General features: G+C 70.1%; 22 protein-coding genes. 5 read left to right on the top strand and 17 right to left on the bottom strand.

Annotated elements, in window-relative coordinates; genetic code table 11:
* Nucleotides 1-97: 97 nt before the first annotated feature.
* The 9 genes from Drose_RS17545 to Drose_RS17505 are packed head-to-tail and all read right to left on the bottom strand — an operon-like array spanning nucleotide 98 to nucleotide 8,617.
* Nucleotides 98-1,411: a lipopolysaccharide biosynthesis protein gene (locus Drose_RS17545; RefSeq protein ID WP_260729262.1), complete on the bottom strand. Its 1,314-nt coding sequence runs from the start codon at nucleotides 1,409-1,411 to the stop codon at nucleotides 98-100.
* A complete protein-coding gene (locus tag Drose_RS17540) occupies nucleotides 1,408-2,112 on the bottom strand; it encodes a sugar phosphate nucleotidyltransferase (RefSeq protein WP_260729261.1) in 705 nt (234 codons plus the stop codon). Before Drose_RS17540 ends, Drose_RS17545 begins: the two co-directional genes overlap by 4 nt.
* Nucleotides 2,113-2,130: 18 nt before the next feature.
* Nucleotides 2,131-3,111 (bottom strand): GHMP family kinase ATP-binding protein, encoded by a 981-nt coding sequence (locus Drose_RS17535; protein WP_260729260.1) that lies wholly within the window; start codon nucleotides 3,109-3,111, stop codon nucleotides 2,131-2,133.
* Entirely contained in the window at nucleotides 3,108-3,917 is an 810-nt protein-coding gene (locus Drose_RS17530; protein ID WP_260729259.1) for a class I SAM-dependent methyltransferase, read from the bottom strand. The genes Drose_RS17535 and Drose_RS17530 overlap by 4 nt, the downstream gene beginning before the upstream one ends.
* A gap of 55 nt (nucleotides 3,918-3,972) precedes the next feature.
* Entirely contained in the window at nucleotides 3,973-5,250 is a 1,278-nt protein-coding gene (locus Drose_RS17525) for a transaldolase (protein ID WP_260729258.1), read from the bottom strand.
* Nucleotides 5,247-6,230, bottom strand: coding sequence for an NAD-dependent epimerase/dehydratase family protein (locus Drose_RS17520; protein WP_260729257.1), 984 nt, complete (start codon nucleotides 6,228-6,230; stop codon nucleotides 5,247-5,249). The genes Drose_RS17525 and Drose_RS17520 overlap by 4 nt, the downstream gene beginning before the upstream one ends.
* Nucleotides 6,227-6,823, bottom strand: coding sequence for an SIS domain-containing protein (locus Drose_RS17515; protein ID WP_260729256.1), 597 nt, complete (start codon nucleotides 6,821-6,823; stop codon nucleotides 6,227-6,229). Before Drose_RS17515 ends, Drose_RS17520 begins: the two co-directional genes overlap by 4 nt.
* Entirely contained in the window at nucleotides 6,820-7,458 is a 639-nt protein-coding gene (locus Drose_RS17510; RefSeq protein ID WP_260729255.1) for a class I SAM-dependent methyltransferase, read from the bottom strand. Before Drose_RS17510 ends, Drose_RS17515 begins: the two co-directional genes overlap by 4 nt.
* Nucleotides 7,445-8,617 carry a glycosyltransferase family 2 protein gene (locus Drose_RS17505; protein WP_260729254.1) on the bottom strand — a complete coding sequence of 391 codons (1,173 nt, stop codon included), beginning with the start codon at nucleotides 8,615-8,617 and terminating at the stop codon, nucleotides 7,445-7,447. The genes Drose_RS17510 and Drose_RS17505 overlap by 14 nt, the downstream gene beginning before the upstream one ends.
* 325 nt (nucleotides 8,618-8,942) lie before the next feature.
* Here Drose_RS17505 and Drose_RS17500 point away from each other — a divergent pair, with 325 nt between their 5' ends.
* The gene (locus Drose_RS17500) at nucleotides 8,943-12,161 is read left to right on the top strand and encodes a hypothetical protein (RefSeq protein WP_260729253.1); all 3,219 of its coding nucleotides are present in this window, start codon (nucleotides 8,943-8,945) and stop codon (nucleotides 12,159-12,161) included.
* A 322-nt stretch (nucleotides 12,162-12,483) separates the two neighbouring features.
* On the opposite strand, the gene prcA is transcribed toward Drose_RS17500, so the two are convergent.
* The 5 genes from prcA to arc all read right to left on the bottom strand — a co-directional run bounded on the left by prcA (nucleotide 12,484) and on the right by arc (nucleotide 18,109).
* Nucleotides 12,484-13,341, bottom strand: coding sequence for a proteasome subunit alpha (gene prcA, locus Drose_RS17495; RefSeq protein ID WP_260729252.1), 858 nt, complete (start codon nucleotides 13,339-13,341; stop codon nucleotides 12,484-12,486).
* A 39-nt stretch (nucleotides 13,342-13,380) separates the two neighbouring features.
* Complete coding sequence (prcB, locus tag Drose_RS17490) at nucleotides 13,381-14,220, bottom strand: proteasome subunit beta (RefSeq protein WP_260729251.1); 840 nt, start codon at nucleotides 14,218-14,220, stop codon at nucleotides 13,381-13,383.
* Nucleotides 14,221-14,446: 226 nt separating this feature from the next.
* Nucleotides 14,447-14,662, bottom strand: a complete 216-nt coding sequence (locus Drose_RS17485) for a ubiquitin-like protein Pup (RefSeq protein ID WP_260729250.1) — start codon at nucleotides 14,660-14,662, stop codon at nucleotides 14,447-14,449.
* A gap of 47 nt (nucleotides 14,663-14,709) precedes the next feature.
* Nucleotides 14,710-16,227, bottom strand: coding sequence for a depupylase/deamidase Dop (gene dop, locus Drose_RS17480; protein WP_343870848.1), 1,518 nt, complete (start codon nucleotides 16,225-16,227; stop codon nucleotides 14,710-14,712).
* A gap of 115 nt (nucleotides 16,228-16,342) precedes the next feature.
* Entirely contained in the window at nucleotides 16,343-18,109 is a 1,767-nt protein-coding gene (gene arc, locus Drose_RS17475) for a proteasome ATPase (protein ID WP_260729249.1), read from the bottom strand.
* A gap of 220 nt (nucleotides 18,110-18,329) precedes the next feature.
* On the opposite strand from arc, the gene Drose_RS17470 reads away from it, so the two are divergent.
* Nucleotides 18,330-18,632 carry a ferredoxin gene (locus tag Drose_RS17470; protein ID WP_260729737.1) on the top strand — a complete coding sequence of 101 codons (303 nt, stop codon included), beginning with the start codon at nucleotides 18,330-18,332 and terminating at the stop codon, nucleotides 18,630-18,632.
* Between the two features lie 5 nt (nucleotides 18,633-18,637).
* Here Drose_RS17470 and Drose_RS17465 read toward each other — a convergent pair whose 3' ends face one another.
* From Drose_RS17465 to Drose_RS17455, 3 genes are read right to left on the bottom strand one after another with little or no spacing between them, the layout of a single operon-like run.
* A complete protein-coding gene (locus tag Drose_RS17465; RefSeq protein ID WP_260729248.1) occupies nucleotides 18,638-19,207 on the bottom strand; it encodes a hypothetical protein in 570 nt (189 codons plus the stop codon).
* A gap of 22 nt (nucleotides 19,208-19,229) precedes the next feature.
* Nucleotides 19,230-20,171 (bottom strand): tRNA (adenine-N1)-methyltransferase, encoded by a 942-nt coding sequence (locus Drose_RS17460; RefSeq protein ID WP_390891441.1) that lies wholly within the window; start codon nucleotides 20,169-20,171, stop codon nucleotides 19,230-19,232.
* 2 nt (nucleotides 20,172-20,173) lie between these two features.
* Nucleotides 20,174-21,370, bottom strand: coding sequence for a site-2 protease family protein (locus Drose_RS17455; protein ID WP_260729247.1), 1,197 nt, complete (start codon nucleotides 21,368-21,370; stop codon nucleotides 20,174-20,176).
* 97 nt (nucleotides 21,371-21,467) lie between these two features.
* On the opposite strand from Drose_RS17455, the gene Drose_RS17450 reads away from it, so the two are divergent.
* The 3 genes from Drose_RS17450 (at nucleotide 21,468) to Drose_RS17440 (ending at nucleotide 24,911) form a co-directional block, all read left to right on the top strand.
* On the top strand, nucleotides 21,468-22,328 hold the full coding sequence (locus Drose_RS17450) for a RecB family exonuclease (protein WP_260729246.1): 861 nt from the start codon (nucleotides 21,468-21,470) through the stop codon (nucleotides 22,326-22,328).
* Nucleotides 22,329-23,031: 703 nt separating this feature from the next.
* A complete protein-coding gene (locus tag Drose_RS17445) occupies nucleotides 23,032-24,240 on the top strand; it encodes a sensor histidine kinase (protein ID WP_260729245.1) in 1,209 nt (402 codons plus the stop codon).
* A gap of 65 nt (nucleotides 24,241-24,305) precedes the next feature.
* The gene (locus tag Drose_RS17440) at nucleotides 24,306-24,911 is read left to right on the top strand and encodes a response regulator transcription factor (protein WP_313900048.1); all 606 of its coding nucleotides are present in this window, start codon (nucleotides 24,306-24,308) and stop codon (nucleotides 24,909-24,911) included.
* Nucleotides 24,912-24,969 lie beyond the last annotated feature (58 nt).

Here is a 24,969-nt window from a genome sequence, read left to right as displayed (position 1 = left end):
TTGCTTCGGCGGATGACGCGCCCCGGGGAGTTTCCCCGGGGCGCTCCGTTGTTCCTGCGGAAGGTTCCCCTGATCGCCGGCGCGGACCGGGAGCCGCTCAGACCGGGCCCGCGCCGGTCAGCTCGGCGGTGGTGGGCGGCGGCTGCTCGGCACCTTCCACAACGCCCGTCCGGCGGGTCATCGCGCGCCAGGACACCAGGGCGAACACCACCGTGGCGGCAGCGGCTCCGATCAGCAGGCCCATCGTCGCCCGAAGGACCGGGTCGTGGGCGAGCCCCGTGCCGGCGGCCAGGCCGGCCAGCCCGGTCAGCCAGCCCAGCGCGACCAACCGGTGTCGCCCGTACGCGAGCGGAACCAGGCTCAGGCCGGTGGCGATCACGTATGTGCCCACCGAGGCACCCATCAGCGCGAAGACACCGCGGGAGAGCACGTAGTCGGACCCGAACAGCAACCGCAACGCCCAGGGGCCCAGGCCGGCCGTGGCCGCGGTGGTCAGCAGCGCCAGCGCGGCCAGGGCCGCGAGCACCTTGACCAGCAGCGCCCGGAACGCGGCGGCGCGGCCGGCCGCGACATGCGCGGACAGTGCCGGCAGCACGCTCGGCTGGATCGCCGTGAACAGCAGCACCGGCAGCCGTACCACCACCAGCGCCGCGAGGAACGCGCCGATCTGGGCCTGATCGGCGGCGCCGGCGAAGAGCTGGGCGACCACCGGCCCGGCGCCGATGAGCAGTTGGGTGGCCAACGCGCTGACCAGCAACAGCAGCAACGGCGTGACCAGCGGTGTCGCCGATGCCACGGGGTGGTTCGCGGCCGGGCGCAGGCCGACGGACGAAACCGCCAGCGCGAGCCATGGCGCGAGGCCGAACAGCCAGCCGTACCAGGGCACGGTGTGCACCGCGAGCAGGGCCAGACCGACCACCCCTACCAGGCGGAACACTCCCTCCACGGCGAGTTGCAGGCCGTAGCGGCGAAGCCGGCGGGCCCCGGACAGGGCACCTCGGGAGACGAAGCACAGGGCGTATCCGGGCAACCCCACGCACAGGGCGGCCAGCAGTTGCGGGTCCCCGCCGAGCAGTCGTACGGCCATGTCGTGCAGGCCCAGCCCAAGGGCGATGACCAGTAGGGACAGGCAGGTCGCGAACAGCAGCGCGCGGCGCAACAGCGCCGCCTCGGCCCGGCCGGTCTCCCACTCCCGGCCGCGGCGGCGGGACACCTCCTGCTCCAAGGGTTGGTACAGGCCGTTGGCGACGCTGGAAATGACGGTGTACAGGGCCGCCAGCTTGCCGAACTCAGCGGCACCCAGCACCCGCCCGGCCACGATCAGCGTGAGATAGGCGGTGATCGCCTGGATCGCCAGGCCGGCCGCGACCGGCACTGCCCGCCCCAGCGTGCCGGTGCCCGGGGCGGTCACAGGGGCGGCTTCTCGAGGAACTGTTCGAGTTCGCGGCGACCTTCGGCCGAGCCGATCTCGTAGAAGCGGTCGGCGACCGCGAGACCGGCCAGCAGTCCTTCGTCGGCCAGCGCGGTGTGCAACGGTGCCAGGTCCGCGACGGTGGCCGGCGGGACCCGGGCGACGACGAGATCGCGGCGCATCACGGCCAGGCCGTAGTCGATCCACCGCATAGCCGCCGGCCGCTGGGCCAGTCCCTTGGCGTACCGCTCGACCCGATGGCCGTCGAAGACGACGTTGCTGGTGTCCCACCGGCCGTCGTTGGCGAACACCGTCATCAGGGCGGGTTCCGGCCGCTCGCGGGCCGCGGACAGCACCGCGGCCGGGTCGACCTGCAGCCACGAGTCCCCGTACAGGATCAGGAAGTCCTCGGCCAGGACGCCCTCGTCGCAGGCCAGCCGTAGCGCACCGGCCGTCCCGCGCAACTGCTGACCCTCGTCGACGTAGTCGACCGACAGCCCCCACCGTGATCCGTCCCCGACGAAGTCACGGACCTCCGCGCCGAGGTAGCCGATGGAGTAGACGATCGACGTGATGCCGGCCCCGGCCAGCCAGTCGAGCTGCCAGGCGGCGAACGGCCGCCCGTTGACCGGCAGGAGCGTCTTGGGCACGGTGCGGGTCTCGGGCCACATCCGGGTGCCGATGCCGCCTGCCAGGATCACACATTGCATCGCGATGCCTCAGTCCCGGACGACCACAACGCTGCCGTCGCTGTCGAAGGTGAACCGGACCTCGGCCAGCCCTTCCGCCGCCATCGCCGCGCGCAACCGCCGGGGATCGCGGGTGTAGAACAACAGGAACCCGCCGGCCCCGGCGCCGACCAGCTTTCCGCCCAACGCACCGTTCGCGCGTCCGACCTCGTACCAGCGGTCGATGTTCGGGTTGGACATCGCACCGGAGCGCTTCTTCTTGTGCTCCCAGTGCTCGTGCATCAGCGCCGCGAAGCCTTCGACGTCACCGGCCTCCAGTGCGACCTTGCTGCGCAGTCCGAGTTCCTTGACGTAGTGCAGGTTGTCGATCATCGACGCGTCGCCGGCGGTGGACTTGCTGCGCTGCTCCTCGAGCACCTGGTCGGCCGCCCGCGAGTAGCCCGTGAAGAACATCAGCAGGTGCTCTTCGAGGTCGTGGAAGGTTTCCGTGGACACTGCCAGCGGGGTGACGTTGACCGTGCCGTCCGGCTCGAACGAGTAGGTCTTGAGACCGCCGAACGACGCGACGTACTGGTCCTGCTTGCCCACCGGCCGGGACAGCCGTTCGATCTCGATCCGGCAGGCCTCGGCGGCGACCTCGTCGGCGCTGACGTGATCGCGCCGCATCGCGTAGATGGCCCGCAGCAGACCGACCGTGAACGCGCCGGAGGAACCCAGGCCGGTGCCGGACGGGATGTCCGCCATGCTGACGATCTCGACCGACGGCGCCACGTTGTGGCTCAGCAGCGCTTCCCGGACGATGGGGTGCTCGATGTTCTCGACCCGGTCCACCCGTTCCAGCGCGGAGTATTTGAGGAAGTAGTCGTCGGTGAACGTCTTGTTGATCGAGATGAAGATGTACTTGGAGATCGCCGCCGAGATCAGCAGGCCACCGAACCGCTCGTAGTACGAGGGCAGGTCGGTCCCGCCGCCGCCGAGCGTGATCCGCAGCGGGGTACGAGTAATGATCATGAGGCGGCGTCCGGCGGTACGGTGGCCACCGCGGCCATTTGCCAGCCCAGCGGGAAATTGTCCATGCTGTGCCGGAATCCGAAGTCGAAGAACGCCTTCATGGCCCGCTCACCCGGAACCGTGCGACTGCCGGGCTCACGCCGTTCGACGTCCTCGATGAGCTTGCGGCCGCGCGCAATGACCGCGAGTTTGTAGAGGTTGAAGAACGGGAAGCCGGTGCGCAGCACACGCTCGACGGTGTAGCCGGCATCGGTCAGGACGCCGTGCAGCTTGGCCGCGGTGAAATGCTGAAAGTGCCCGATGTGGTGGTCGAACGCGGAGCGGGGGCCGCCGGGCACGGTGATCACGACCCGGCAACCCGGCGCGAGCAGGGCACGGGCGTTCCGGATCAACAGCGTCGGGTCGTCCACGTGCTCGAGCACCTCGGAACACACCGCGTAGGCCGCCGGGGGCGGCCCGTCGGGCAGGTCGACCGGCTGCAGCAGGTCGACCTGCCGGAACTTGGCCGCCACGCCCTCCTTCGCGGCGACAGCCTGGCTGCGGGCGACCCCTTCGGCGCTGTACTCCACCCCCCAGACCGCCACGTCGGGGTACGTGCGTTGCAGGTGGACGGCGAACTCGCCCTGGCCGCTGCCGATGTCCAGGACGGTGCTGCCGGCGGCCGGGCGGCCCAGCAGTCGCAGCATCAGTTGCCGGCGGTACACGTTGGCGGGGTTGCCCTCGGCGGCCTCGCCGTAGGCGTCCCAGTGGTGGTCCCAGTCGTTCGGATCCTGCGGTGAGTTGTCCACCACGGGTTGCTGGGTCATGGTGACTGCTCCCCTGTGCGAATATCGCCGGTGAATGGGGTGGTGCGGCGCCGGGTCACAGCGTGTATCCCGCCGCCGCCGCGTCGTTGTGGAACATCCGCACGGTCTCGAGCGAATAGTCGTCCAGCGACTTGCCGAACAACGGAAGCTTGGCCAGCAGGTCGTGGGTGACGGTGATGATGTCGACCCCGATGTCGTCGGCCTGGCGCACGTTGAGGATCTCCCGCGGGCTGGCCCACAGGAGTTTGACGTTGGCCTGCGCCGAGGTGATCCGCAGCGCGTCGGTCATGACCGGAACCGGGTCACGGCCGGTGTCCGCGATGCGGCCGGCGAACACCGAGACCACGGCGCCGCGGGTGCCGTCGAGCGCCGCGGTCACCTCCTCGACCTGCGGCAGCGTCAGCAGCGCTGTCACGTTGAGCTGGACCCGGTCGGCGGTGAGCTGCCGGATCACGTCCGCCGTGGACCGGCCGCGGGTGTCCGTCACCGGAATCTTGACGTACACGTTGCGTCCCCACGAGGCGATCAGCCGCGCCTGCCGGATCATGCCGTCCGGGTCGTCGGCGAAGACCTCGAACGACACCGGCCGGTCGGTGATCGCTTCCAGGACCTTGCGGGCGAACGGCTCGTAGTCGCTGACTCCGGACTTGCGCATCAGTGTCGGGTTGGTGGTGAACCCGGCGATGTCCGGTCGCCCGGCCAGCGCGACGATGCTTTCGAGGTCCGCGCCGTCGGCGAAGATCTTGACGTGCTTCAATGCGGCTCCAACCACCGGTTGACTCCCCCCGGAGACGTGTCGGGATTCGATGAAGGGCAATGCGTCAAGCAGGCTCGACGCGACGAGATCGGCATCCACGGCCTTGCGCTCGCCGTAGTCGCGGTCGATGTAGATGGACGTCACTCCGGCGCGCTGCGCCGCCTCGACGTCACGCCAGCGGTCCCCGACCATGAAGCTGCCGGTCAGGTCGAGGTTGAGCCGGTCGGCCGCATCCAGCAGCAGACCGGGGCGGGGCTTGCGGCAGGCACAGTCGTCGGCGTCGTCGTGCGTGCACACCGCGATGTCGTCGAGTGGCAGCCGGTCGGTGAGGAACGCGTGCATGCGGTCCAGTTCGCCGGCTGACTGCTTGCCGCGGGCGAGGTCCGGCTGGTTGGTCACCACGACGAGGACGTAGCCCAGATCGTGCAGCCGGCGGCAGGCCTCGACCACACCGGGCAGCAGGCGCATGTGCGCGGCGTCGGGCGGCGGCAGCGGCGTGCCACCGCTGACCGTCACCTCGTTGAGCACGCCGTCGCGGTCGAGGAACACCGCCGGTCGCCGCGTCGTCCCGCTCAAGTGTCGAACCTGCCGAGCCGGGCGTCGTCCACCATCGCGGCCATCGAGTCGCGCAACGCTTCCCGGCAGGACCGTTCGTTCTTCCAGCCGAGGGCACGGATGCGGTCGGAGTCCAGCCGGACCACCGGTACGTCGCCCTTCCAGCCCCGGTCGCCGCCGGTGTGCTCGAAGACGGTGGAGCCGGGTGGCAGGTCGAGCACCTCCATCGCCAGCTCGGCGATCTCGTTGACCGTGATGTAGTCCTCGGTGGCGACGTTGTACACCGCGAAGGGGGCGGTGCCGTCCGCGGCGGCGGTGAGCACCGCCGCGATCACGTCGTGGACGTACACGTAGGACTTGCTCTGCCGGCCGTCGCCGAGGATCCGCAGCCGGGCCGGGTCGGCGATGAGCCGCCGGACGAAGTCGAACCCGACGCCGTGGGTCTGCCGTGGGCCGACCACGTTGCCGAACCGGAAGCACCGGGCGCGCACGCCGAACATGAACGCGTACGCGGACAGCAGCGCCTCGCCGGCGAGCTTGCTCGCTCCGTACGTGGACACCGGCACCATCGGGCCGTGGTCCTCCTGCGCGACGGTTTCGCCGAGGTCGCCGTACACCCCGCTGCCCGAGGCGTACAGCACCAGCTCGACGCCGCCCCGCCGAGCCGCCTCGGCCACGTGGTGGGTCAGCATGGTGCCCTGGTCGAAGTCGACCGCCGGGTTCGTCACGGCGGCCGCGATGTCCGGGTTGGAGGCGAGGTGGATCACGGTGTCGTGAGCGTCCACCGCCGCGCACAGCGGCTCCAGGTCGCGCACGTCGCCGACCACCACGCGCAGGCGCGGGTCGTCGGCGACGTCGGCGAGGTGCCAGCGCCGGCCGGAGGAGAAGTTGTCGTAGACGGTGACCTGCTCCACCCCTTGGCGGGCCAGCAGGGTCTCGACGAAATGCCCGCCGATGAAGCCCGCGCCGCCGATGACCGCGATGCGTCGCAGCGTCGTCACGTGAGGGACTCCCAACGGGTTGCGACCCGGGCCAGCGCCGGATGGCTGACGAGCAGGTGCCAGACGACCGCGGCCAGGCCCTCGGTGTGCGGGGTGATGTGGTTCGGGAACAGCGGCGGGATCACCACGCACGCCGTTGCCAGGCCGGCCGTGGTGCCACCGTCGCGACCCACGATGCCGTAGATGGGCGCCTTGCGCTCCACCGCCAGCTTGAGCGCCGCGACGATGTTCGTCGAGACGCCCTTGGCCTCGTCGCCGCCGCCGACCGAGAAGATCAGCAGGGCGTCCTTCTCGGACAGCCGGGAGCCGTGCAACCAGGCGGCGAACGTGGTGTGCCAGCCCTCGTCGTTGGCCCGGGCGGTCAGCTCCGACACGTTGTCGGTGGGCGCGTACGACTCGATGTCGCAGATCTTGCGGAAGTCGTTCACCGCATGCGACGCGTGCCCGGCCGAGCCGCCGACACCGAGGATGAACAGCCGGCCCTCGCGCTCGCGGACCGCCGCGATGCCCCGGGCGACCGCTTCGACCTGTTCCGCGTCGATGGCCTCGACCACCGCGACCGTCTCGGCCAGGAACTCCTTGGTAAAGGTCACGTTGTCACAGACTCCTTGTCGACCCGGCAGAGCGCGAAGGTGTTCAGGCGGAACTTGTGCCGGAAGCAGCGGATGTTGATGGGCCGGAAGCCGGCCTTCACCAGCAAGGGCCAGAGATCCTTGGGATCGTAGTACGTCTTGTGGTCGTTCATCTCCTCCACCGGAGACTTCCCGAGCTTGAAGGCGGAGTACTCGAGCGCCCGCTTGCCCAGCCAGGACGGCACGTTGACGGCGCAGACCCCGCCGGGGCGCAGCAGCCGGCGGAACTCGTTGAGGCTGAGCTGCGGCTCCCACAGATGCTCCAGCACCGACATGCACATCACGACGTCCAGCGACGCGTCGGGCAGGGCGGCCAGGCTGTCCGGCAGCGGGCCCTCGATGGCCCGGACGTTCGGCACCGTGAGCAGATCCGGGGCCAGGCTGAGGTCCACGAGCGTGGCCGTGCGCACCACCCCGAGATAGTGCCGCATGGTCTTCGCGTCGTAGCCGCAGCCGAAGTCGGCGACGTCCCGGCCCGTCAGGTCGCCGACGGTGCGGCGGATCTGGCGCTGGGAGAGCCAGACGCCGAAACGGTCCACCATGGTCAGGTCGGCCTGCTCACCGAACGACGTGGTGCGGGTGTCAGGAACGGTCATCGCGGGCTCCGTAGCGGACCTGGGTGGCGTGCAGCAGCAGCGTGAAGCAGAAGGTGGAGAACGCGACGATCATGAGGAGCAGGCCGGTGATGGCCAGGTGGTTGACCATCGCCTGCGGATCGGGGAGGGCGTACGAATTTTGCACGTACACCACCACGAGGGTGACGACCAGCGCCAGACCGACCACGAAGAGTGCGGCGCTGGCGAGCACCGTACGGGTGTACTTGAACAGACGTTGCCAGCGTTCTCGTCGCAGACCGGAATAGTCCAGGAAAATATGGGCCAGACAGCCGAAATAGATGCTCTGCAGCCCGACCACGGCCAACGCGACGCCGATCAGCATGGTGTAGAGACTGAACGTCACCTGACCGACGGTGATGGGACCGAAACTCAGCGGCAACGTGAAGAGCAGGCCCAGCGCCAGGAAGGCGATGCCGGGTTTGAACAGAAAGAACTCGGCGCCGTGGATGAACATGGCCCGCAGGTTGATCCAGGCCGCCGCGAACGGCGAGAACCAGCCCGACCGCTTGTGATGCGACAGCCGGCCGTCGCGGTCCTTGAGGAACGTGACCGGCACCTCGGTGGTCCGCAGTTGCATCCGGACCGATTTGAGCACCATCTCCGAGGCATACTCCCATGACTGGGAGACCAGTCCCATCCGGAGCAGCGCTTCCCGGGTGATGCCGCGCATACCGCAGTGGATGTCGGTGAATTTGCTGCCGTACAGCACGTTGAGTGCCCAGGTGGTCACCGGAGTGCCGAAATATTGATGCAGCCGAGGCATCGCGCCCGGCTCGATGGAGCCACGCCAGCGCGAGCCCATCGCAAACTCGCTGCCGTCGCGCATCGCCTCGACGAAGAGCCCCAGCCGCCGGAAGTCATAGGTGCAGTCGGCGTCGCCCATGATGACGTAGCGACCGCGGACGAACGGAATGGCGTCGATGTACGCCCGGCCCAGCCCGCGCTTCGGAGTCCGCAGCACCCGCGCGCCGCCGGCCAGCGCGATTTCCGCCGTCGCGTCGGTCGAACTGTCGACGATGAGTATCTCGCCCACCACGCCGGCGTCCTGGAGCCCCTCATGGCACCACGCGACGAAATCACCCACAGTGAGCTCTTCGTTCACCGCCGGGATCAGAATGGTCACTTCGGGGTCGGCCACGTCATCAGCCGGGAGCAGGAGCTCGACATCGTGCGGTTGCGGTGGCAGCGTTCGAGTAGCCGACTCAACAGCAGGGGTCATTCCTCGGTCGCTTCCTGGCTCGTCAGAACCGTGGAGGTTGGGGGTGGGCGTCGTAACTGGATGACAATAGAACATCCGGAAGTGCGCGAAAAGTCAGGCGCTACGGCACCAGGCACCAGCCTCAAAAAACGGATGATACGGGGCGATCGTGACGGTCGCCATCGGTAGCGACCGGCCCGCTTGATGCGTATGGCACGCTCTACCGACAACATCCTCCGTACCGAGGGTGAGCGAGGGAGCAGCAGTGAGCGTCGACAGTGTCGCGCAGGAATCCACGGCCCCGAACGCGCCGTCCGAGCGACGCCGGACAGATGACTGGCGCCGGACGTCGGCCCGGCTCGGGATCGCCATGTTGGGCTCGGCCGCGGCCTGTCTGGCGATGTGGTCCGTGGTGCCGCGTTCACTGCCCCGGCCGACCGGCATCGTCGGCTACCCGGTGTTCGCGAACTACCCGTTCATGGCATCGTTCTGGGCGTATCGGCTCGTGGTGGATATCTTCCCGATCGTCGCTATTGCCCTGTTCGCGTTGCTCACCTGGTGGGGTCCGCTGCGACGGCCGGTGCGCCCGTCGACCGGGACTCCGGTGGCGCTGGTGGATCCCGACCGTGATCCGCCGGGCAAGGGCTGGTGGGGCGTGCTGGCCCGGACAGCGGCGCCGACCGGCGTCGTCGTCATGAGCGCGGCCGTGCGCGGCGGCGACCTGATAAGCCGGTTCACTGTCGCGTGTGGACTGCTCTACCTGATCGTCGTGGGCGCGGCGGCCGCGGCAGGCACCTGGTGGTCGTCGCGGCGGCCGGCGGAGGACCGGCCGGAGCGCCGGGCGATCGCCTTCTGGCCGGCGCTGGCCGTGGCCAACGGTGCCGGTGGGGCGATCGCGGCGATCGCCGGCGTGTGGTTCGTGTCCGACAGAACGGTGATGATCGGGCGGGGCTTCGAGCACCACTACCCCTGGTTGCCCTGGTGGCTGGCGATCCTCGGCATCCTCGCGGTGTCCTGGTGGACGGTCCGGCAACTGCGTGCCGGACGGCCGGCCAGAGCGGTGGAACGCACGCTCGGCGTCCACGTCGTCGGATCCGTCGCCGTCTTCCTCGCGACGTCCCGGCTCATCGGCAACGTGGCGGGGTTCCAGGGGTTCGACGACGCCCAGCACATGACCGGCGGTGATCTGCTCAACCGCGGGTTCATGCCCTGGCGGGACCAGTTGTTCATCCATGGCCTGTTCGCGGACGTCCTCCAGGCGAACGTGGCCATGCACATCTTCGGCACGAGCGTCTGGGGTGCCTGGACCGGCCTGGAGGTCCTGGTCACCCCGTTGGCCGTGGTCGGGCTGTACCTGTTCGCGGTCTGGGTCTCGAACGGCAACCCGTGGTTCGCCGCTTTCTTCGGCGTGGCGTTCCTGGGCATGTCGCCGTATCTGGACACCAGGTTCGTCCTGGTTCCGGTATCACTGATCCTGCTCGGCGCGACGTTGCGCCGCACCAGCCGCGGCTGGTCGGTCGGGCTGACCCTGGTGCTGTTCGTCCAGGCGATCCTGGTCCCGGAGACGACCTTCCTCGCCCTGCCCGCGTTGGCCTGCGTGGTCGCCGCGGACCTCCGGCACCGCAGGCCCGGGCTGAGCCTGTGGCAGGCGCTGCTGCGCAGCCGGTGGTGCGCCGGCACCGGCGTCGTCGCACTGGTGATCCTGGGCGTCGTCCTGGCGGCGTCGGGCACGCTGCGCCCGTTCGTCGACTACTACGTCATCTTCGGGCCGGGACACAACGAGGCCGGCGCGCTGCCGTTGAGCTCGGCCTCGACCCGCGACTTCCGCACGTGGGGCGCGGGGATCGTCGCCGTCCTGCTGACCATCGCGGCCGTGGCGTGGCGGATGTACCGCCGGACCGACTGGAGCTCGCGGGACTGGGTGGCCGTGGCGTTGGCGGGATTCCTGGCCTTCTACGAGGAGAAGGCGCTGGGCCGCTTCGACACGCCCCACGTGGGTCAGGTGTTCCAGGTGGCGATACCGCTGATCCTGTACTGGCTGTGGAAGGTCGCCGGACTCACCGACGTGATGGCCGACCGGCTGCGGTGGCGCGTGCCGAGGCCCGGCTTCTCCGCCCGCGCAACCGCGGCCGCGGCCCTGGTCCTCGCCGTGGTGCTGAGTATGAGCGTGTTGCAGAGCAGGCTCGAGCACCTCGGCGACCAGCACCGCGTCCGCGGGTCCGTCGTGTCGGGCGTGCCCCGCATCGGTTACGCCCGGACGGGCTGGATCGACGCGACCATGATCGCTGATCTGGACACCACACTGCGGACCTACGCCGGTGCCGACAAGCCCGTGTTCGACATGACCTCCAGCCTCGGCTACATCTACTTCCTGCTGCAGCGCGTGCCCGGCACCAGGTTCACCCACGTCGACATGGCCATCCCGCCCGGAGCGCAACGCATCCTCATCGACGAGCTGAAGGAGTCCAGGCCGCCGGTCGTGGTCTTCGACGCCTGGCCGTGGGGGGTTCGGGGCAGTGTGGCGCCCCTGACGCTCATGGGCCTTCCGAGCTGGGACGACATCCGCAGCAACATCCGGCACTACGAGGTCAGTCAGTACATCCTGGACGGCTGGGTGCCGGTGCTGCGCACCCACGGAACCCTGATCCTGCTGCGGCGGGACCTCGCCGCCGGCGGCGTGCCGATGCCGGCGTTGCAGGAACCACCGCTGACCACCGACCTGTGGTTCAGCGGCTCACCCTGTGACTGGGGAGCGAGCCCGAACTATCTGGACTCGGTGGCCACCGGCCCGTCGGTCGACGTCCCGATCACGTCATGGGCACCGAAGACCATCGTGGACGTCTCCGGCTGGGCGGTCGACAGCGCGACCGGGACACCCGCCCGGAGCGTGGTGCTGGTCGACGACGGCGAGGTGGTCGCCTCGGCCGCCGTGTCGGGCGCGCGCCCCGATGTGGCCACCACGCTGGCCAAACCGGCGGCGAGGGACAGCGGGTTTCAGCTCACCGCGGCGCTCGCCGAGGGTGCGCGCCCGGCGCTGTACCTGCTCGGCGCGGACAACAAGCTCCATCCGGTGCCCGGCTCCCCGCCCGGCGACGCGAAGTCGGTGCGGTTCCCGGACGGTCGTGTGGTGCCCGTGGCCGGTCCGGTCGGCGGCGGCGTCGAGGCGTGGCGCACCACGACGGACATGGTCGGCCGGATCGACCTGCCGGCCGGCGTCAACCTCGTCGACTACCCGCTCGCCACGCTGTCGAGTGACGCCGGCGATCTGGGGGACGCGCGGATCGCGATCACCGACGGCGACTTCCACACGAGCCACCGAATCGCCGCGTCGTCGCTGCCGGGCCTCGCGCCGGACCTGCCCATCCGGGTCGGTAGTTGCCTGCAGTGGCGTGGCTACGACACCCGCCAGCCGCTGTACGTCATGCAGCAGGGCGGCGAACCGGCTACCAAGCTGACCTTGTCCGGGGTCCGTCCGGCCCGCTAGGCCGAAGGGCCGTGCGGTCGTCTGTCCACCCGGTGTTGCGCTACGAGACTGTGCCGCACAGTCGCGCGGGTGGCATCTGTCGATCGCGGTCGCCGCTCGACCCGGGACGGCGCGCTCCGCAACGCGCGGCGGCCGGCGGGCCTCGGCGGCGACACCTCGCGAGCCCGTGCCCGAGTTGCCGGCCCTGTCCGGGTCGACCTGGGTTGTCGGGCTGGACGTCGCGGCCTTGCCGCTGTTCCTCACCTCGTCCGGGTGGCGGCCGGCGACAGACGACGACGCGGTGGCCCGCTCCGGCGGACCACCGCGTCGTGCGCGGCGCTGGTTACTTGTCGTCCTGCTTGTCGCCGGCCTCCGGGCTCTCCTCCGCCGCACCGGCGGACGGAGCCGGGCCGGAGGCGTTGTCGGCCGGAGTGCTCGGGGAGGCCGGCGGCTGGGGCTTGTCCTCCAGGCCCGTCTCCGGGGTGGCGGCCGGCTTGGCGGTGGTGTCCTCCAGGATCGCGGTCAGGGCGAGCCCGGTCAGCCGGCGGAAGGTCCGGCCCGGGCGGTTGCGGTCGAGGACCGCCACCTCGAGCTGGTTGGCCGTCAGCTTGCGCGGCTGGCTGTTCTCCCCGCCGACACTGCCCAGACCCTCCACCGCCAGTTTCAAGGCCTCAGCGAGCGTCTGGTCGGGCCGCAGGCGGGACTTGACGGCACCGGAGATGGCGTCGGACTGGCCGCCCATCGTCACCAGGCCGGGCTCGTCCTGGACGGACCCGTCGTAGGTGATGCGGTAGAGCTCGTCGTCCTCCACCGCCGCGCCCACCTCGGCGACGCAGATCTCGACCTCGAAGGGCTTCTGCTGCTCGGTGAAGATGGCGCCGAGGGTGCGCGCGTAGACGTTGGCGATCTGCCGGCCGGTGACGTCGCGCCGCGAGTACGAATACCCGTGCAGGTCGGCGAGCCGGACGCCGGCCGAGCGGAGGTTCTCGAACTCCGGGTAGCGGCCGACGGCGGCGAAGCCGATCCGGTCGTAGATCTCGCTGACCTTGTGCAGGGCGGTCGACAGGTTCTCGGCGACGAAGAGCACGCCTCCCTCGTAGCTGAGCACCACGACACTGCGACCACGCGCGATGCCCTTGCGCGCGTATTCCGAGCGATCCCGCATGATCTGCTCGGGCGAGGCGTAGAACTGCATGGCCACGGTGGCGGGTTCTCCTTCGGTTCGGTCTGGTCGATGGGATCAGGCGCCGGGATTCTCGGCGCGCTCGGCGATGATCTGCTCGGCGACGTTCTTGATCTCCTCGTCGGTGTACCGCCGGGTGCCCTCGACCGTCGCCGTCATGATGACCGGGAAGATGCCCCGCAGCAGGTCCGGGCCGCCGGTGGCGGTGTCGTCGTCGGCCGCGTCGTAGAGCGCCTCGATCGCGATCCGCACGGCCTCGTCGGTGGTGACGCCGGGCCGGTACCGCTTCTTGAGCGACGACTTCGCGAACAGCGAGCCGGAGCCGATCGAGTCGTAGCCGCGCTCCTCGTAGACGCCGCCGGCGACGTCGAAGCTGAAGATGCGGCCGGCCTTGTCGACCGACTTGGCGTCCGTGTCGAACCCGGCGAACAGCGGCACGACGGCCAGGCCCTGCATCGCGGCGCCGAGGTTGTTGCGGACCATGCTGGCCAGCCGGTTGGCCTTGGCCTCGAGCGAGAGCATCGAGCTCTCGATCTTCTCGTAGTGCTCCAGTTCGACCTGGAACAGGCGCATCATCTCCAGTCCGAAGCCGGCGGTGCCGGCCATGCCGACCAGGGAGTAGGCGTCGGCGGCGAAGACCTTCTCGATGTCGCGCTGGGCGATGAGGTTGCCCATCGTCGCGCGCCGGTCGCCGCCCATGAGCACACCGTCGGCGCAGGTGATCGCGACGATCGTGGTGGCGTGTGCGCTCACGTCGGCCGCCATTCCCGGCGGCAGGGGCCGGCGTCCCGGGAGCATGTCGGGCGCCACCTGCCCCAGGAACTCGCTGAACGACGAGGTCCCGGCGGCGTGGAACGCGCCAGGCAGGCGCCCGGAGTGGTCAAGACCCGTCGGCAACGGAGCTCCTCTCAACGATCGGTCGCTGATCGACCGTGGTGATCGACTCTGGTGGGCCAACAATACGCCGCCGCGGCACCGTGTCCGCGCCGCACGGCGGTGCGCCACGACGCTCTGCGCGAAACCGGGGGTCCAGCCGTGGCGAAACCCGGAAGCTCGCGCGGCGGCCTGATACGGCCCGCCCGCCCGGCTACGGCCGGACGGGCGGGTCGCTCAGCGGTGACGGCTACTCGCCGCCCTTTTGCACGTATCCGCGGACGAACTCTTCGGCGTTCTCCTCGAGCACGGAGTCGATCTCGTCGAGGAGGTCGTCGACGTCCTCGCCGATCTGCTCGACCCGCTCGGCCACCTCCGGGTTGACCTCAGGCGCGACGACGTCCTCTTCCTCGGTGCGCCGCGACTTCCCGGATTGGGACTGCCCGCCCGTTTCCCTCGTAGCCATGCCTCATCCTCCTCGGGGGGACCACCAAACCAACCGCTGTATCGAACTTACCCGGAAGTGATCGCTTCGAGCAGATCCTTCGCGCTCGGGCACCGATCGAACAGCGCGCCAACGTGCTTCTTGGTCCCGCGCTCGGGCTCCATCATCGGCACCCGCACGAGCGACTCCCGGCCCACGTCGAAGATGACGGAGTCCCAGCTCGCGGCCACCACCTCCGCGGGGTACTTCGCCAGGCAGCGGCCCCGGAAATAGGCCCGGGTGTCGTCCGGCGGCTCGACGACGGCGCGCTGGACCTCCTCCTCGGAGAACAGCGTGGCCATCGAGCCGCGGGCGACCAGTCGCTGGTACAACCCCTTCTCGGGACGGACGTCGGAGTACTGGAGGTCGACGAGCTGGAGCTTGTGCGACGACCAGCCGAGGGACTCACGCTCGCGGTAGCCCTCGAGCAGGCGCAGCTTGGCGACCCAGTCGAGCTCACCGGCGCACAGCATCGGGTCACGGCCGAGCCGGTCGAGCACGCTCTCCCAGCGGTCGAGCACGTCGGCCGTGATCTCGTCGACGTCGTCACCCTCGCGCTGCTCGACGAAGGCGCGGGCCCGCTCGTAGAAGGCCCACTGGATGTCGAGCGCGGACAGGCGGCGCCCGTCACGCATGCGGATGAGGTGCTTGAGCTCGGGATCGTGGCTGACCGCCTTGAGTTCGGAGACCGGGTCGGCGATGCCCAGGTCGCCGGAGAGCGCCTTCTCCTCGATCATGCTGAGGATGAGCGAGGTGGCGCCGACCTTCAGGTAGGTCGAGATCTCCGACAGGTTGGCGTCGCCGATGATGACGTGGAGCCGCCGGTACTTGTCGGCGTCGGCGTGCGGCTCGTCACGGGTGTTGATGATGGGACGCTTGAGCGTGGTCTCGAGCCCGACCTCGACCTCGAAGAAGTCGGCGCGCTGCGAGATCTGGAAGCCGGGACCGGAGCCGTCCTGCCCGATGCCGACCCGTCCCGCACCGCACACGATCTGCCGGGTGACGAAGAACGGGGTGAGGTGCATGACGATGTCGGCGAACGGGGTCTGCCGCCGCATCAGGTAGTTTTCGTGGGCTCCGTAGCTGGCGCCCTTGTTGTCCGTATTGTTCTTGTAGAGGTGGATCGGCAGCGTGCCGGGGATCGTCGCGGCGCGCCGGGCCGCCTCCGCCATCACCCGCTCGCCGGCCTTGTCCCACAGGACGACGTCCCGCGGGTTGGTCACCTCCGGCGTCGAATACTCCGGGTGGGCGTGGTCGACGTAGAGCCGGGCGCCGTTGGTCAGTATCACGTTGGCGAGGCCGAGGTCCTCGTCGGCCAACGCCTCCGCCGGATCGTAAAGAGCACCCGAATAGGTGAACCCCCGCGCGTCGCGCAGCGGGGACTCCTCCTCGTAGTCCCACCGGGCCCGGCCACCCTTGGTGAGCTCGGGTCGCGCCCCGTAGGCATTGACCACCTGGGAGGACGTCACCATCGGGTTTGCCCCCGGCTGGCCGGGCACCGAAACACCGTATTCGACCTCGGTGCCCATCACACGCCGCACACTCATGTCACAACCCTAGTCGCACGGACTGACACTCGGCCCACACCGGGCGGGCCAGTTTGGCCGAAAACACAGCGGGCGGTGACCATGAGATCACCGCCCGCCACGCGCAGCATCGCGGTTACAGATATTGGCCGGTGTTGGTGGCCGTCTCTATCGACCGGCCGGCCTCGGCACCCTTGCCGCCGGAGACGAGCGTGCGGATGTACACGATCCGCTCGCCCTTCTTGCCGGAGATCCGCGCCCAGTCGTCCGGGTTGGTGGTGTTCGGCAGGTCCTCGTTCTCGCGGAACTCGTCGACGCAGGAGTCGAGCAGGTGCTGGAGGCGCATGCCCTTCTGCCCGTTGCCGAGGAAGTCCTTGATCGCCATCTTCTTCGCCCGGTCGACGATGTTCTGGATCATCGCGCCGGAGTTGAAGTCCTTGAAGTACAGGACCTCCTTGTCACCATTGGCGTAGGTGACCTCGAGGAACCTGTTCTCCTCGGTCTCGGAGTACATCCGCAGCACGACGGCGTCGATCATGGCGCTGACCGTGGCCTCGGCCGACTCACCGTGCTCGGTGAGGTCGTCCCTGTGCAGCGGCACGCTCTCCAGAATGTACTTGGAGAAGATGTCCTTCGCCGCCTCGGCGTCCGGACGCTCGATCTTGATCTTGACGTCCAACCGGCCCGGGCGCAGGATCGCCGGGTCGATCATGTCCTCGCGGTTCGAGGCGCCGATGACGATGACGTTTTCCAGCCCCTCGACGCCGTCGATCTCGCTGAGCAACTGCGGCACGATCGTGTTCTCGACGTCGGAGGAGACCCCCGAGCCACGGGTCCGGAACACCGAGTCCATCTCGTCGAAGAACACGATGACCGGCGTGCCCTCGCTCGCCTTCTCACGGGCGCGCTGGAAGATGAGCCGGATGTGCCGCTCGGTCTCGCCGACGTACTTGTTGAGCAGCTCAGGGCCCTTGATGTTGAGGAAGTAGCTGGTCCGGCGCTCCTCGCCGCGCTTCTCGGCGATCTTCTTGGCCAGCGAGTTGGCCACCGCCTTGGCGATGAGCGTCTTGCCACAGCCGGGCGGGCCGTAGAGCAGAACGCCCTTCGGCGGGCGCAACTGGTGCTCCCGGAACAGATCGGCGTGCAGGAACGGCAACTCCACCGCGTCGCGGATCTGCTCGATCTGCCGGGAGAGACCACCGATGTCGGCGTAGTCGACGTCGGGCACCTCCTCCAGCACGAGCTCCTCGACCTCGCTCTTCGGGATCCGCTCGTACGCATACGCAGAGCGGGGCTCGATCATGAGCGAATCGCCGGCGCGCAGCGGCGCGTCGACGAGGATGTCCGCCAGGTGGACGATCCGCTCCTCGTCGGCGTGCGAGATGACGAGAGCGCGGTCCCCACCTTCGAGGACCTCCTTCAACATGACGACCTCGCCGGCCCGCTCGAACCCGAGCGCGTCGACGATGTTCAGGGCGTCGTTGAGCAGGACCTCCTGGCCGCGACGCAGTTCCTCGACCTCGATGGCCGGGGAGACCGCCACGCGCAGCTTGCGCCCGCCGGTGAACACGTCGACGGTGCCGTCGTCGTGGCGGGCGAGGAAGACGCCGTAACCGCTCGGCGGCTGCGCCAGGCGGTCCACCTCTTCCTTCAGCGTCACGATCTGGGCCCTGGCCTCCTTGAGGGTGGCCACGAGCCGCTCGTTGTTTTCGGTCAGCCGGGCAATCTGCGCCTGCGCCGCCGCGAGCCGCTCCTCGAGCTGCCGCACGTGTCGCGGGGTCTCCGTCAGCTTGCGCCGCACCAGGGCGAGTTCCTCTTGAAGAAACGCGACCTGCGTGGAGAGATCGTGGGCGTCCTTCTCCCATCGTGCGGCGCGCGTCTCCGCGTCGTCGCTGCGTGCCACGTCCCACCTCCCCGGGGGCTTTGAACGTTGTGCTCTAACACTAACTGCTGATCGCCGGTTCGGGCCCCTTCGGCCACGTGCGCCACAGGGTGTTTACAAATCCTGAGCGGTGAAGTGCCCTGTCCGACACCCTTCTTCGTGCCCTCGCGGTCCCTCTGCGGTGTACGTCACGGGTCCTGCGCCGGATGGCCGGACGTCGGGTAGCGTCATAGTCGTGAGCGTGGACACGACCGGACAGACCACCGAGCAGGCCCTCGCAGTGTGGGTTGACCAGGATCTCTGCACCGGCGACGGCCTCTGTGTGCAGTATGCCCCGGAGGTCTTCGAGTTCGACGTCGACGGCCTCGCCTACGTGAAGGGGCCCGACGGCGAGCTGCTCCTGGCGCCGGGCAGCCGCGTGGACGTGCCCGCCCACCTGCGGCTCGAGGTCATCGACGCGGCCAAGGAGTGCCCCGGCGAGTGCATCCACGTGCACCGCGCGGCCGACGACGCACCCGTCGCCGGCCCCGACGCGGAGGACTGAGGCTCCTACAGCATCGGCTTGCCGACGAGTGAGGCGACCAGCCGGGCGAACTCCTCCAGCCGGGCGATCTGGCCCGCGCCGCCGTCGTCGAGGGTCTTGCCGAAGCGCAGCGCGTCGTGGCGGATGACCGACCCGGCGTCCTCCACGGCGACGTTCGCCTCGTCCAGCGAGGTCAGCAGCAGGTAGACGTCGACGCTGTCGACCCGTGCCGCGCCGTTGGGCTGCCGGCTGATCCGTCGCCGGCAACCGACCTCGGTCACCGCCGAGAGGGCCACCACCCGCAGCGACGACGTCATCGAGCCCGGCGGCGCCTCCTCCGGCGGGATGTCCTCGCCGTGCCACAGGATGAGCCGCGTGCCGTCGCAGACCACGACCTCCTGCCACACGCCGTTGACGTCGTTGACGAACCTCTCGAGGGTGAAGCCCAGCACGCTCTGCCCCCGCAGTACACCCGCCATCGCATCCAGCGCGATGTCGGGATCCCGCAGGTAGGCCCGGGCCGCGGACTCCAGGTCGGGATACGGCGACCAGTCCGGGAAAACGGCGGGCAGGTCGCTGAAGCTCGGCCGGCTCATGGTGCGCTCCGCTCCGGTCCGCTCATGACGTCGCCTCCTCCTCGTCCCCTTCCCGGGCGGCCGCGGCGGCCGCCAACCGCCGGGCCGCGTATGCCTCCGCGCCCTTGCTGGGCTTGCGCCGGCGCGGCGGCGCGGTGACCCCGGGCGCCAGTTTGCGGGCGCTGACGAGGAACGCCGTGTGGGCGATCATGCGGTGGTCGGGCCGCACGGCCAGGCCCTCCGCGTGCCAGTCCCGCACGAGGCTCTCCCAGGCACGAGGCTCGGTGTACCCGCCATCCTCGCGCAAGGCCTCGACCAACTCCGACATTTGCGGCGTTGTCGCCACGTAACCGATGAACACCCCACCGGGGATCAGCGCCCGCGACACGAGCGGCAGCATCTCCCACGGTGTGAGCATGTCTAGGATTATCCGATCAAATCCGGCATCTTCGCAGCCGGCCACGTCACCGACCCGTAACGTCCAGGTGTCGACGGGCCCGCCGAAGAAGGCCTCCACGTTGCGCCGGGCGATCGCGGCGAAGTCTTCCCGGAGTTCGTACGAGGTGACGCTGCCCCCGGCACCCACGGCCCGCAGCAGCGAGCAGGTCAGGGCGCCGGAGCCGGCGCCGGCCTCCAGCACCTTGGCGCCGGGGAAGACGTCGCCCATCGCGACGATCTGCGCCGCGTCCTTCGGGTAGATGACCTGGGCACCGCGCGGCATCGACAGCACGTAGTCGGACAGCAGGGGCCGCAGCGCGAGGTACGCCGTCCCGCCGGACGAGGTGACCACACTGCCGTCGGGCAGCCCGATGAGCGCGTCATGCTCCAGCACGCCCCGGTGGGTATGGAACGCCTTGCCCCGCTCCAGCACGATCGTGTGCATCCGGCCCTTGGGGTCGGTGAGCTGGACCCGGTCACCGGGCCGGAAGGGCCCGCGGCGGGCCTCGCCCGTGATCGGCGCGTCGAGGGACAGGGGGCTGGACAAGGTCACGTGCTCTTCCTCCGGACGGTGGGCCGGCTCGGCTCCACGAGCGAAACGAGGTCGGCGCCGCGCAGGACGCCGTGCACATCCTCGCCCGAGACCACCAGGTAGTCGCCGCCCGGGTCGTCCCGGATGGCTTGCAGCAGGTCAGTGCCTCGCAGATCGCCCGCGAGCACGTGCTGGCCGTCGATCCGGCGGGCGACGTCGCCGACCGGCACCCAGGGCCGCCGCTCCGGCGGTACGGCCCGCGCCGAGGCGCCGTGCACGAAGCCGATCAGCCCGCCCGTGCCGTCGACGACGGCGACGACCGGGTGCTGCTGGCCGCTCTGGGCGGCGATCCGCTCCGCCTCGGACAGCGGGGTGGCCGCCGTCACCGCGACGACCGGCCGGGCGAGCTCCCGGGCACTGAACGGCGGCAGGCTCGCCGCGATCCTGCCGTGCCGGATCGCCTGGCCGGCGCCGACCCACATGGTGACCGCGACGAGCAGCGTGAACACCAGCCCGAACAACCCCTCGAGCACCCCTCGCCAGTAGAGCACCAGCACGGTGCCGGCGGTCGCGAGGGCCATGAGGCGTCCGGCCCAGCCGGCGACCCGGCGGCCGAGGTTGGCGTCGCCGCTGGCCTTCCAGACCAGCGCTTGCAGGGCCCGGCCGCCGTCCAGGGGCAGGCCGGGCAGGGCGTTGAACACGGCGACCACGATGTTGGACAGCGCCAACTGGAACGCGAACGTCTCGGCGATCCCGCCGGACGGCAGCACGACGGCCGTCCCCGCGGCGAGCAGCCCGAGCACGAGCGAGACGACCGGGCCCGCGAGGGAGACGAACAGCTCGACGCCGGGGCGCGGCGCCTCCCGCTCCATCTCGGTGTAGCCGCCGAGCATCTCGAGCGTGATCCCGCGCACACCGATGCCGCTGCGGCGGCTGGTGACGGCGTGCCCGAGCTCGTGCAGCAACACGGACACCAGCAGGCACACGACGAACCCGAACCCGACCGCGAACCCGGTGCTCAGCGGCAGGTCCCGGCGGATCGACAGAAACTGGCCATACGTCAGCGTGATCAGCGCCGCGAGCAAGAGCCACGACGGCGCCAGGTAGACGGGGACGCCCGCCAGCCGGCCCAGCAGGATCCCGGCGCCGCGCTCCCGCGGTCCGGTGCGGGCGGCCGGCGGCGCCGGAGGTGGTCCCGAGCGGTATTCGTCCATTACCCCCGATGCTACGGGTTCACGAAGATCGGCGGCCCGGGCGCTTCGGGCGCTTCGGCGTCGGTTTTCGTCGTACCCCTCGCATAACCTTTCGGGCATGACGGTGCCTGTCGCCACTGAACTGCCCACCCTGTCGCCGTCGCGCGCCGCGGATTTCAAGACCTGCCCCCTGCTCTACCGGTTCCGCAGCATCGACCGGCTCCCCGAGCGCCCGACCCCCGACCAGGCGCGCGGCACGCTGGTGCACGCCGTGCTGGAGACGTTGTTCGACACCCCCGCCGGCGAGCGGACCCTCGAGCGGGCCGCGGAGCTGGTCGAGCCCCAGTGGCAGCGCCTGCTGGCCGAGCAGGAGGACCTCGCCGAGCTGTTCAGCGGCACCGCCGTGACCGCCGAGGAGTTCTTCACGGCCAGCCGCGAGCTGCTCGCCGGCTACTTCGCCGTCGAGGACCCCAACCGGCTGGAGCCGGCCGAGCGAGAGGCGTTCGTCCAGGCAGAGGTCGACGGCCGGCTGGTCATCCGCGGCTACATCGACCGCCTTGACGTCTCCCCCGCCGGTGACCTGCGCGTCGTGGATTACAAGACGGGCGGCGCGCCGCGCGAGGCGTTCGAGGCGCGGGCCATGTTCCAGCTCAAGTTCTACGCCCTGGTCCTGTGGCGCACCCGCGGCGTCGTCCCCCGGGTGCTCCGCCTCATGTACCTCAAGGACCGGGAGGTCTGCGACTTCTCCCCGGAGGCGGACGAGCTGGCCCGCTTCGAGCGCACCCTGCTGGCACTGTGGCAGGCGATCGAGAAGGCCACGGCCGACCGCGACTTCCGCGCCCAGCCGTCCCGCCTGTGTGGCTGGTGCGCCCACCAGGCGCTGTGCCCGGCGTATGGCGGCACCCCGCCCCCGTTCCCGGAGCCGGCCCGGCTGCCCCCGGACGTGGAGGACGAGCCACCGGCCGGCCGCGACGAGTAGCCCACCGGCCCGCCTCCCGGCTCTTCGCCTCCTGGCTGCCCGCAGGGAAGCTGCCGACCCGGCCGGCGCGGGCGGCCGGCGCGCGGCGTTGTGATCGTGATCATGCGTACAGCGGCTGGAGGCGGTCGTCCGGCTCGGCCGCCGTTCCCTGATCGTGCAAGGCCGCGACGTTAAGCCAACGGCCTCTCGTCAACCCGGACCAGGCTGACAATTCGGGCGCCGACCTCGGAGGCGTCGCCGCCGAGGGCGCCGACCGGCACGCGCTCCGGCGCAATCCCGCCGCCAGGCCAGGCGACTCCAGATCATGGGAAAGATCCGGCTATCGGGGCAGCCACATCTTTCCCATGATCATGGAGTCGCCCGGCACGGAACGCGCCGCCCGGGTCCAGCAGCGATCATGAGCGACAGCCACCAGCCGCACGACTGTGCGGCACCATCCAGTAGCGCAATACCGGGGTGGACAGACGACCGAACGGCTGAACTTCGCGGCCTTGCATGATCGTGGAGCGTCTTTGCTGCCAGGGGTGCAAAGACGCTCCACGATCATCGAATCCGAGTCGGTCCGGTGACTCCCGGGCGCAAGAGGCGGTCCGGCTCCAGGAGGAGCGCACCCTCCGCCACGGGCGGTGTCATCCTTGAGCAGTAGGCGGATGTCCGGCTCGGCGACGAATCTGTGCGCGTTCGCACCCGTTACGGTCATGATGTGCGTGCGCTTGAACGGATCCTTGGGCGCCAGGCCTCGCCCCTGGCCAAGGACATCCTGCTCGCGGTCGGGCTGGCCGTGCTCAGCGCCGGGCTGACGATCGTCGGGCGGGACGCCTTCGGCACGCACAACCTGTCCGTCCAGCTTGCCTACGACACGCTCGGCATGGTGGCCGTCGCCCTGCGGCGCAAGTGGCTGTGGTTCGCCGTCCTGGTCACCGTCGTGCACACGGTCGTGCCGTTCGTCGCCGTGCCGCCGATGATGAGCGGCGGGCTCGGCATCATCGTCATGACGTACACCGTGGCCGCCGGTCTGCCGCTGCGCCCGGCGCTGGCGGCGGCCTCGCTGATGTGGGTGCCCGGCAGCGCGCTGGCGGTGCTGCTCGGGCGCACCGGTCAGGCGCCGTTCGTCCTGGAGCCGCAGCTCTTCCTGATGTTCAACACGATGGGCGCCCTGGTCTGCTTCACCGTGGGACGGACCGTGGCGACCCGCCGAGCGTACATCGCCGCGCTCGAGGACCGGGCGCGGACCGCCGAGACCAGCCAGCGGGCGCTCACCGAGAAGGCCGTGGCCGAGGAGCGCCGGCGGATCGCGCGTGAGCTGCACGACGTCGTCGCGCACCACGTGAGCGTGATGGGGGTCCTGGCGACCGGCTCGCGGCGGATGCTCGGGCGGGATCCGGCCGCGGCCGACGAGGCGCTCGCCACCATCGAGGAGACCGGGCGCACGGCGCTGCGGGAGATGCGGCGGCTGCTCACGGTGCTGCGCACCGAGGCCGAGCCGGCGGGTGAGCTGGCGCCGCAGCCGGGGCTGGCGGGGGTCGAGGGGCTCGTCGAGCAGATCCGCGAGGCGGGGCTGCCCGCGGTGCTCAAGGTGGAGGGCGAGCCGGCGCCGCTGGACCCGGGCGTGTCGCTGACGCTGTACCGGATCGTGCAGGAGGCGCTGACCAACGCGCTGAAGCACGCGGGGGCCGCGAGTGTGGAGGTCAGGCTCGTGTTCACCCGCACCGACGTGGTCATCGAGATCTGCGACACCGGCCGGGGGCCGCAGTTGGGCACGGCGGCGATCGGGCACGGACTGCTGGGCATGCGGGAGCGGGTCATGCTCTACGGCGGGACGCTGCGCACCGGACCCCGGCCCGGGGGCGGCTACCGTGTGCACGCGAGAATACCCCTGGAAACGGTCTCCGAAAGGCAGTTGGCGAGTTGACCGAGGCGCGTCCCATCCGGCTCCTGCTCGCCGACGACCAGCCGCTGCTGCGCACCGGGTTCCGCATGGTGCTCGGCGGTGAGCCCGGCCTCGACATCGTGGCCGAGGCCGGCGACGGCGTCGAGGCGGTGGAGCTCGCCCGGCGGCTGCTGCCCGACGTGGTGCTCATGGACATCCGCATGCCCCGCATGGACGGGGTGGCGGCGACGCGGGCGATCGTCGACGCGAAGCTGCCCGTACGAGTCCTCATCCTGACCACGTTCGACCTGGACGAATACGTGGTCGGCGCGCTGCGGGCCGGCGCCAGCGGGTTCCTGGCCAAGGACGTGCCGGCCGACGACCTGGTCACCGCGATCCGGACGGTGGCGGCCGGTGAGGCCGTCGTGGCACCCCGGATCCTCAAGCGGCTGCTGGACAAGTTCGCCGACACGCTGCCCGACCCCGACGCGTCCCCGCCGCGGGACCTGCGGGCGCTGACCGACCGGGAACGTGAGGTACTGGTGCAGCTCGCGAAGGGGCTGTCCAACGCCGAGATCGCCCGGGCGCTGTCGGTGAGCGAGACGACGGTCAAGACACACGTCGGCCACGTGCTGACGAAGCTGGGTCTCCGCGACCGGGTGCAGGCAGTCGTCCTCGCGTACGAGACGGGCCTGGTCCGCCCGGGGTCCTGACTCCTCCCCAGGGAGTAGCCCGGTTTCCCGCCACCGAACGAGGGACCGCGTGCGCACA

The sequence above is a fragment of the Dactylosporangium roseum genome (genome assembly GCF_025264685.1).
GTDB lineage: Bacteria > Actinomycetota > Actinomycetes > Mycobacteriales > Micromonosporaceae > Dactylosporangium > Dactylosporangium roseum.
This window is presented reverse-complemented; position numbering and strand designations above follow the sequence as displayed.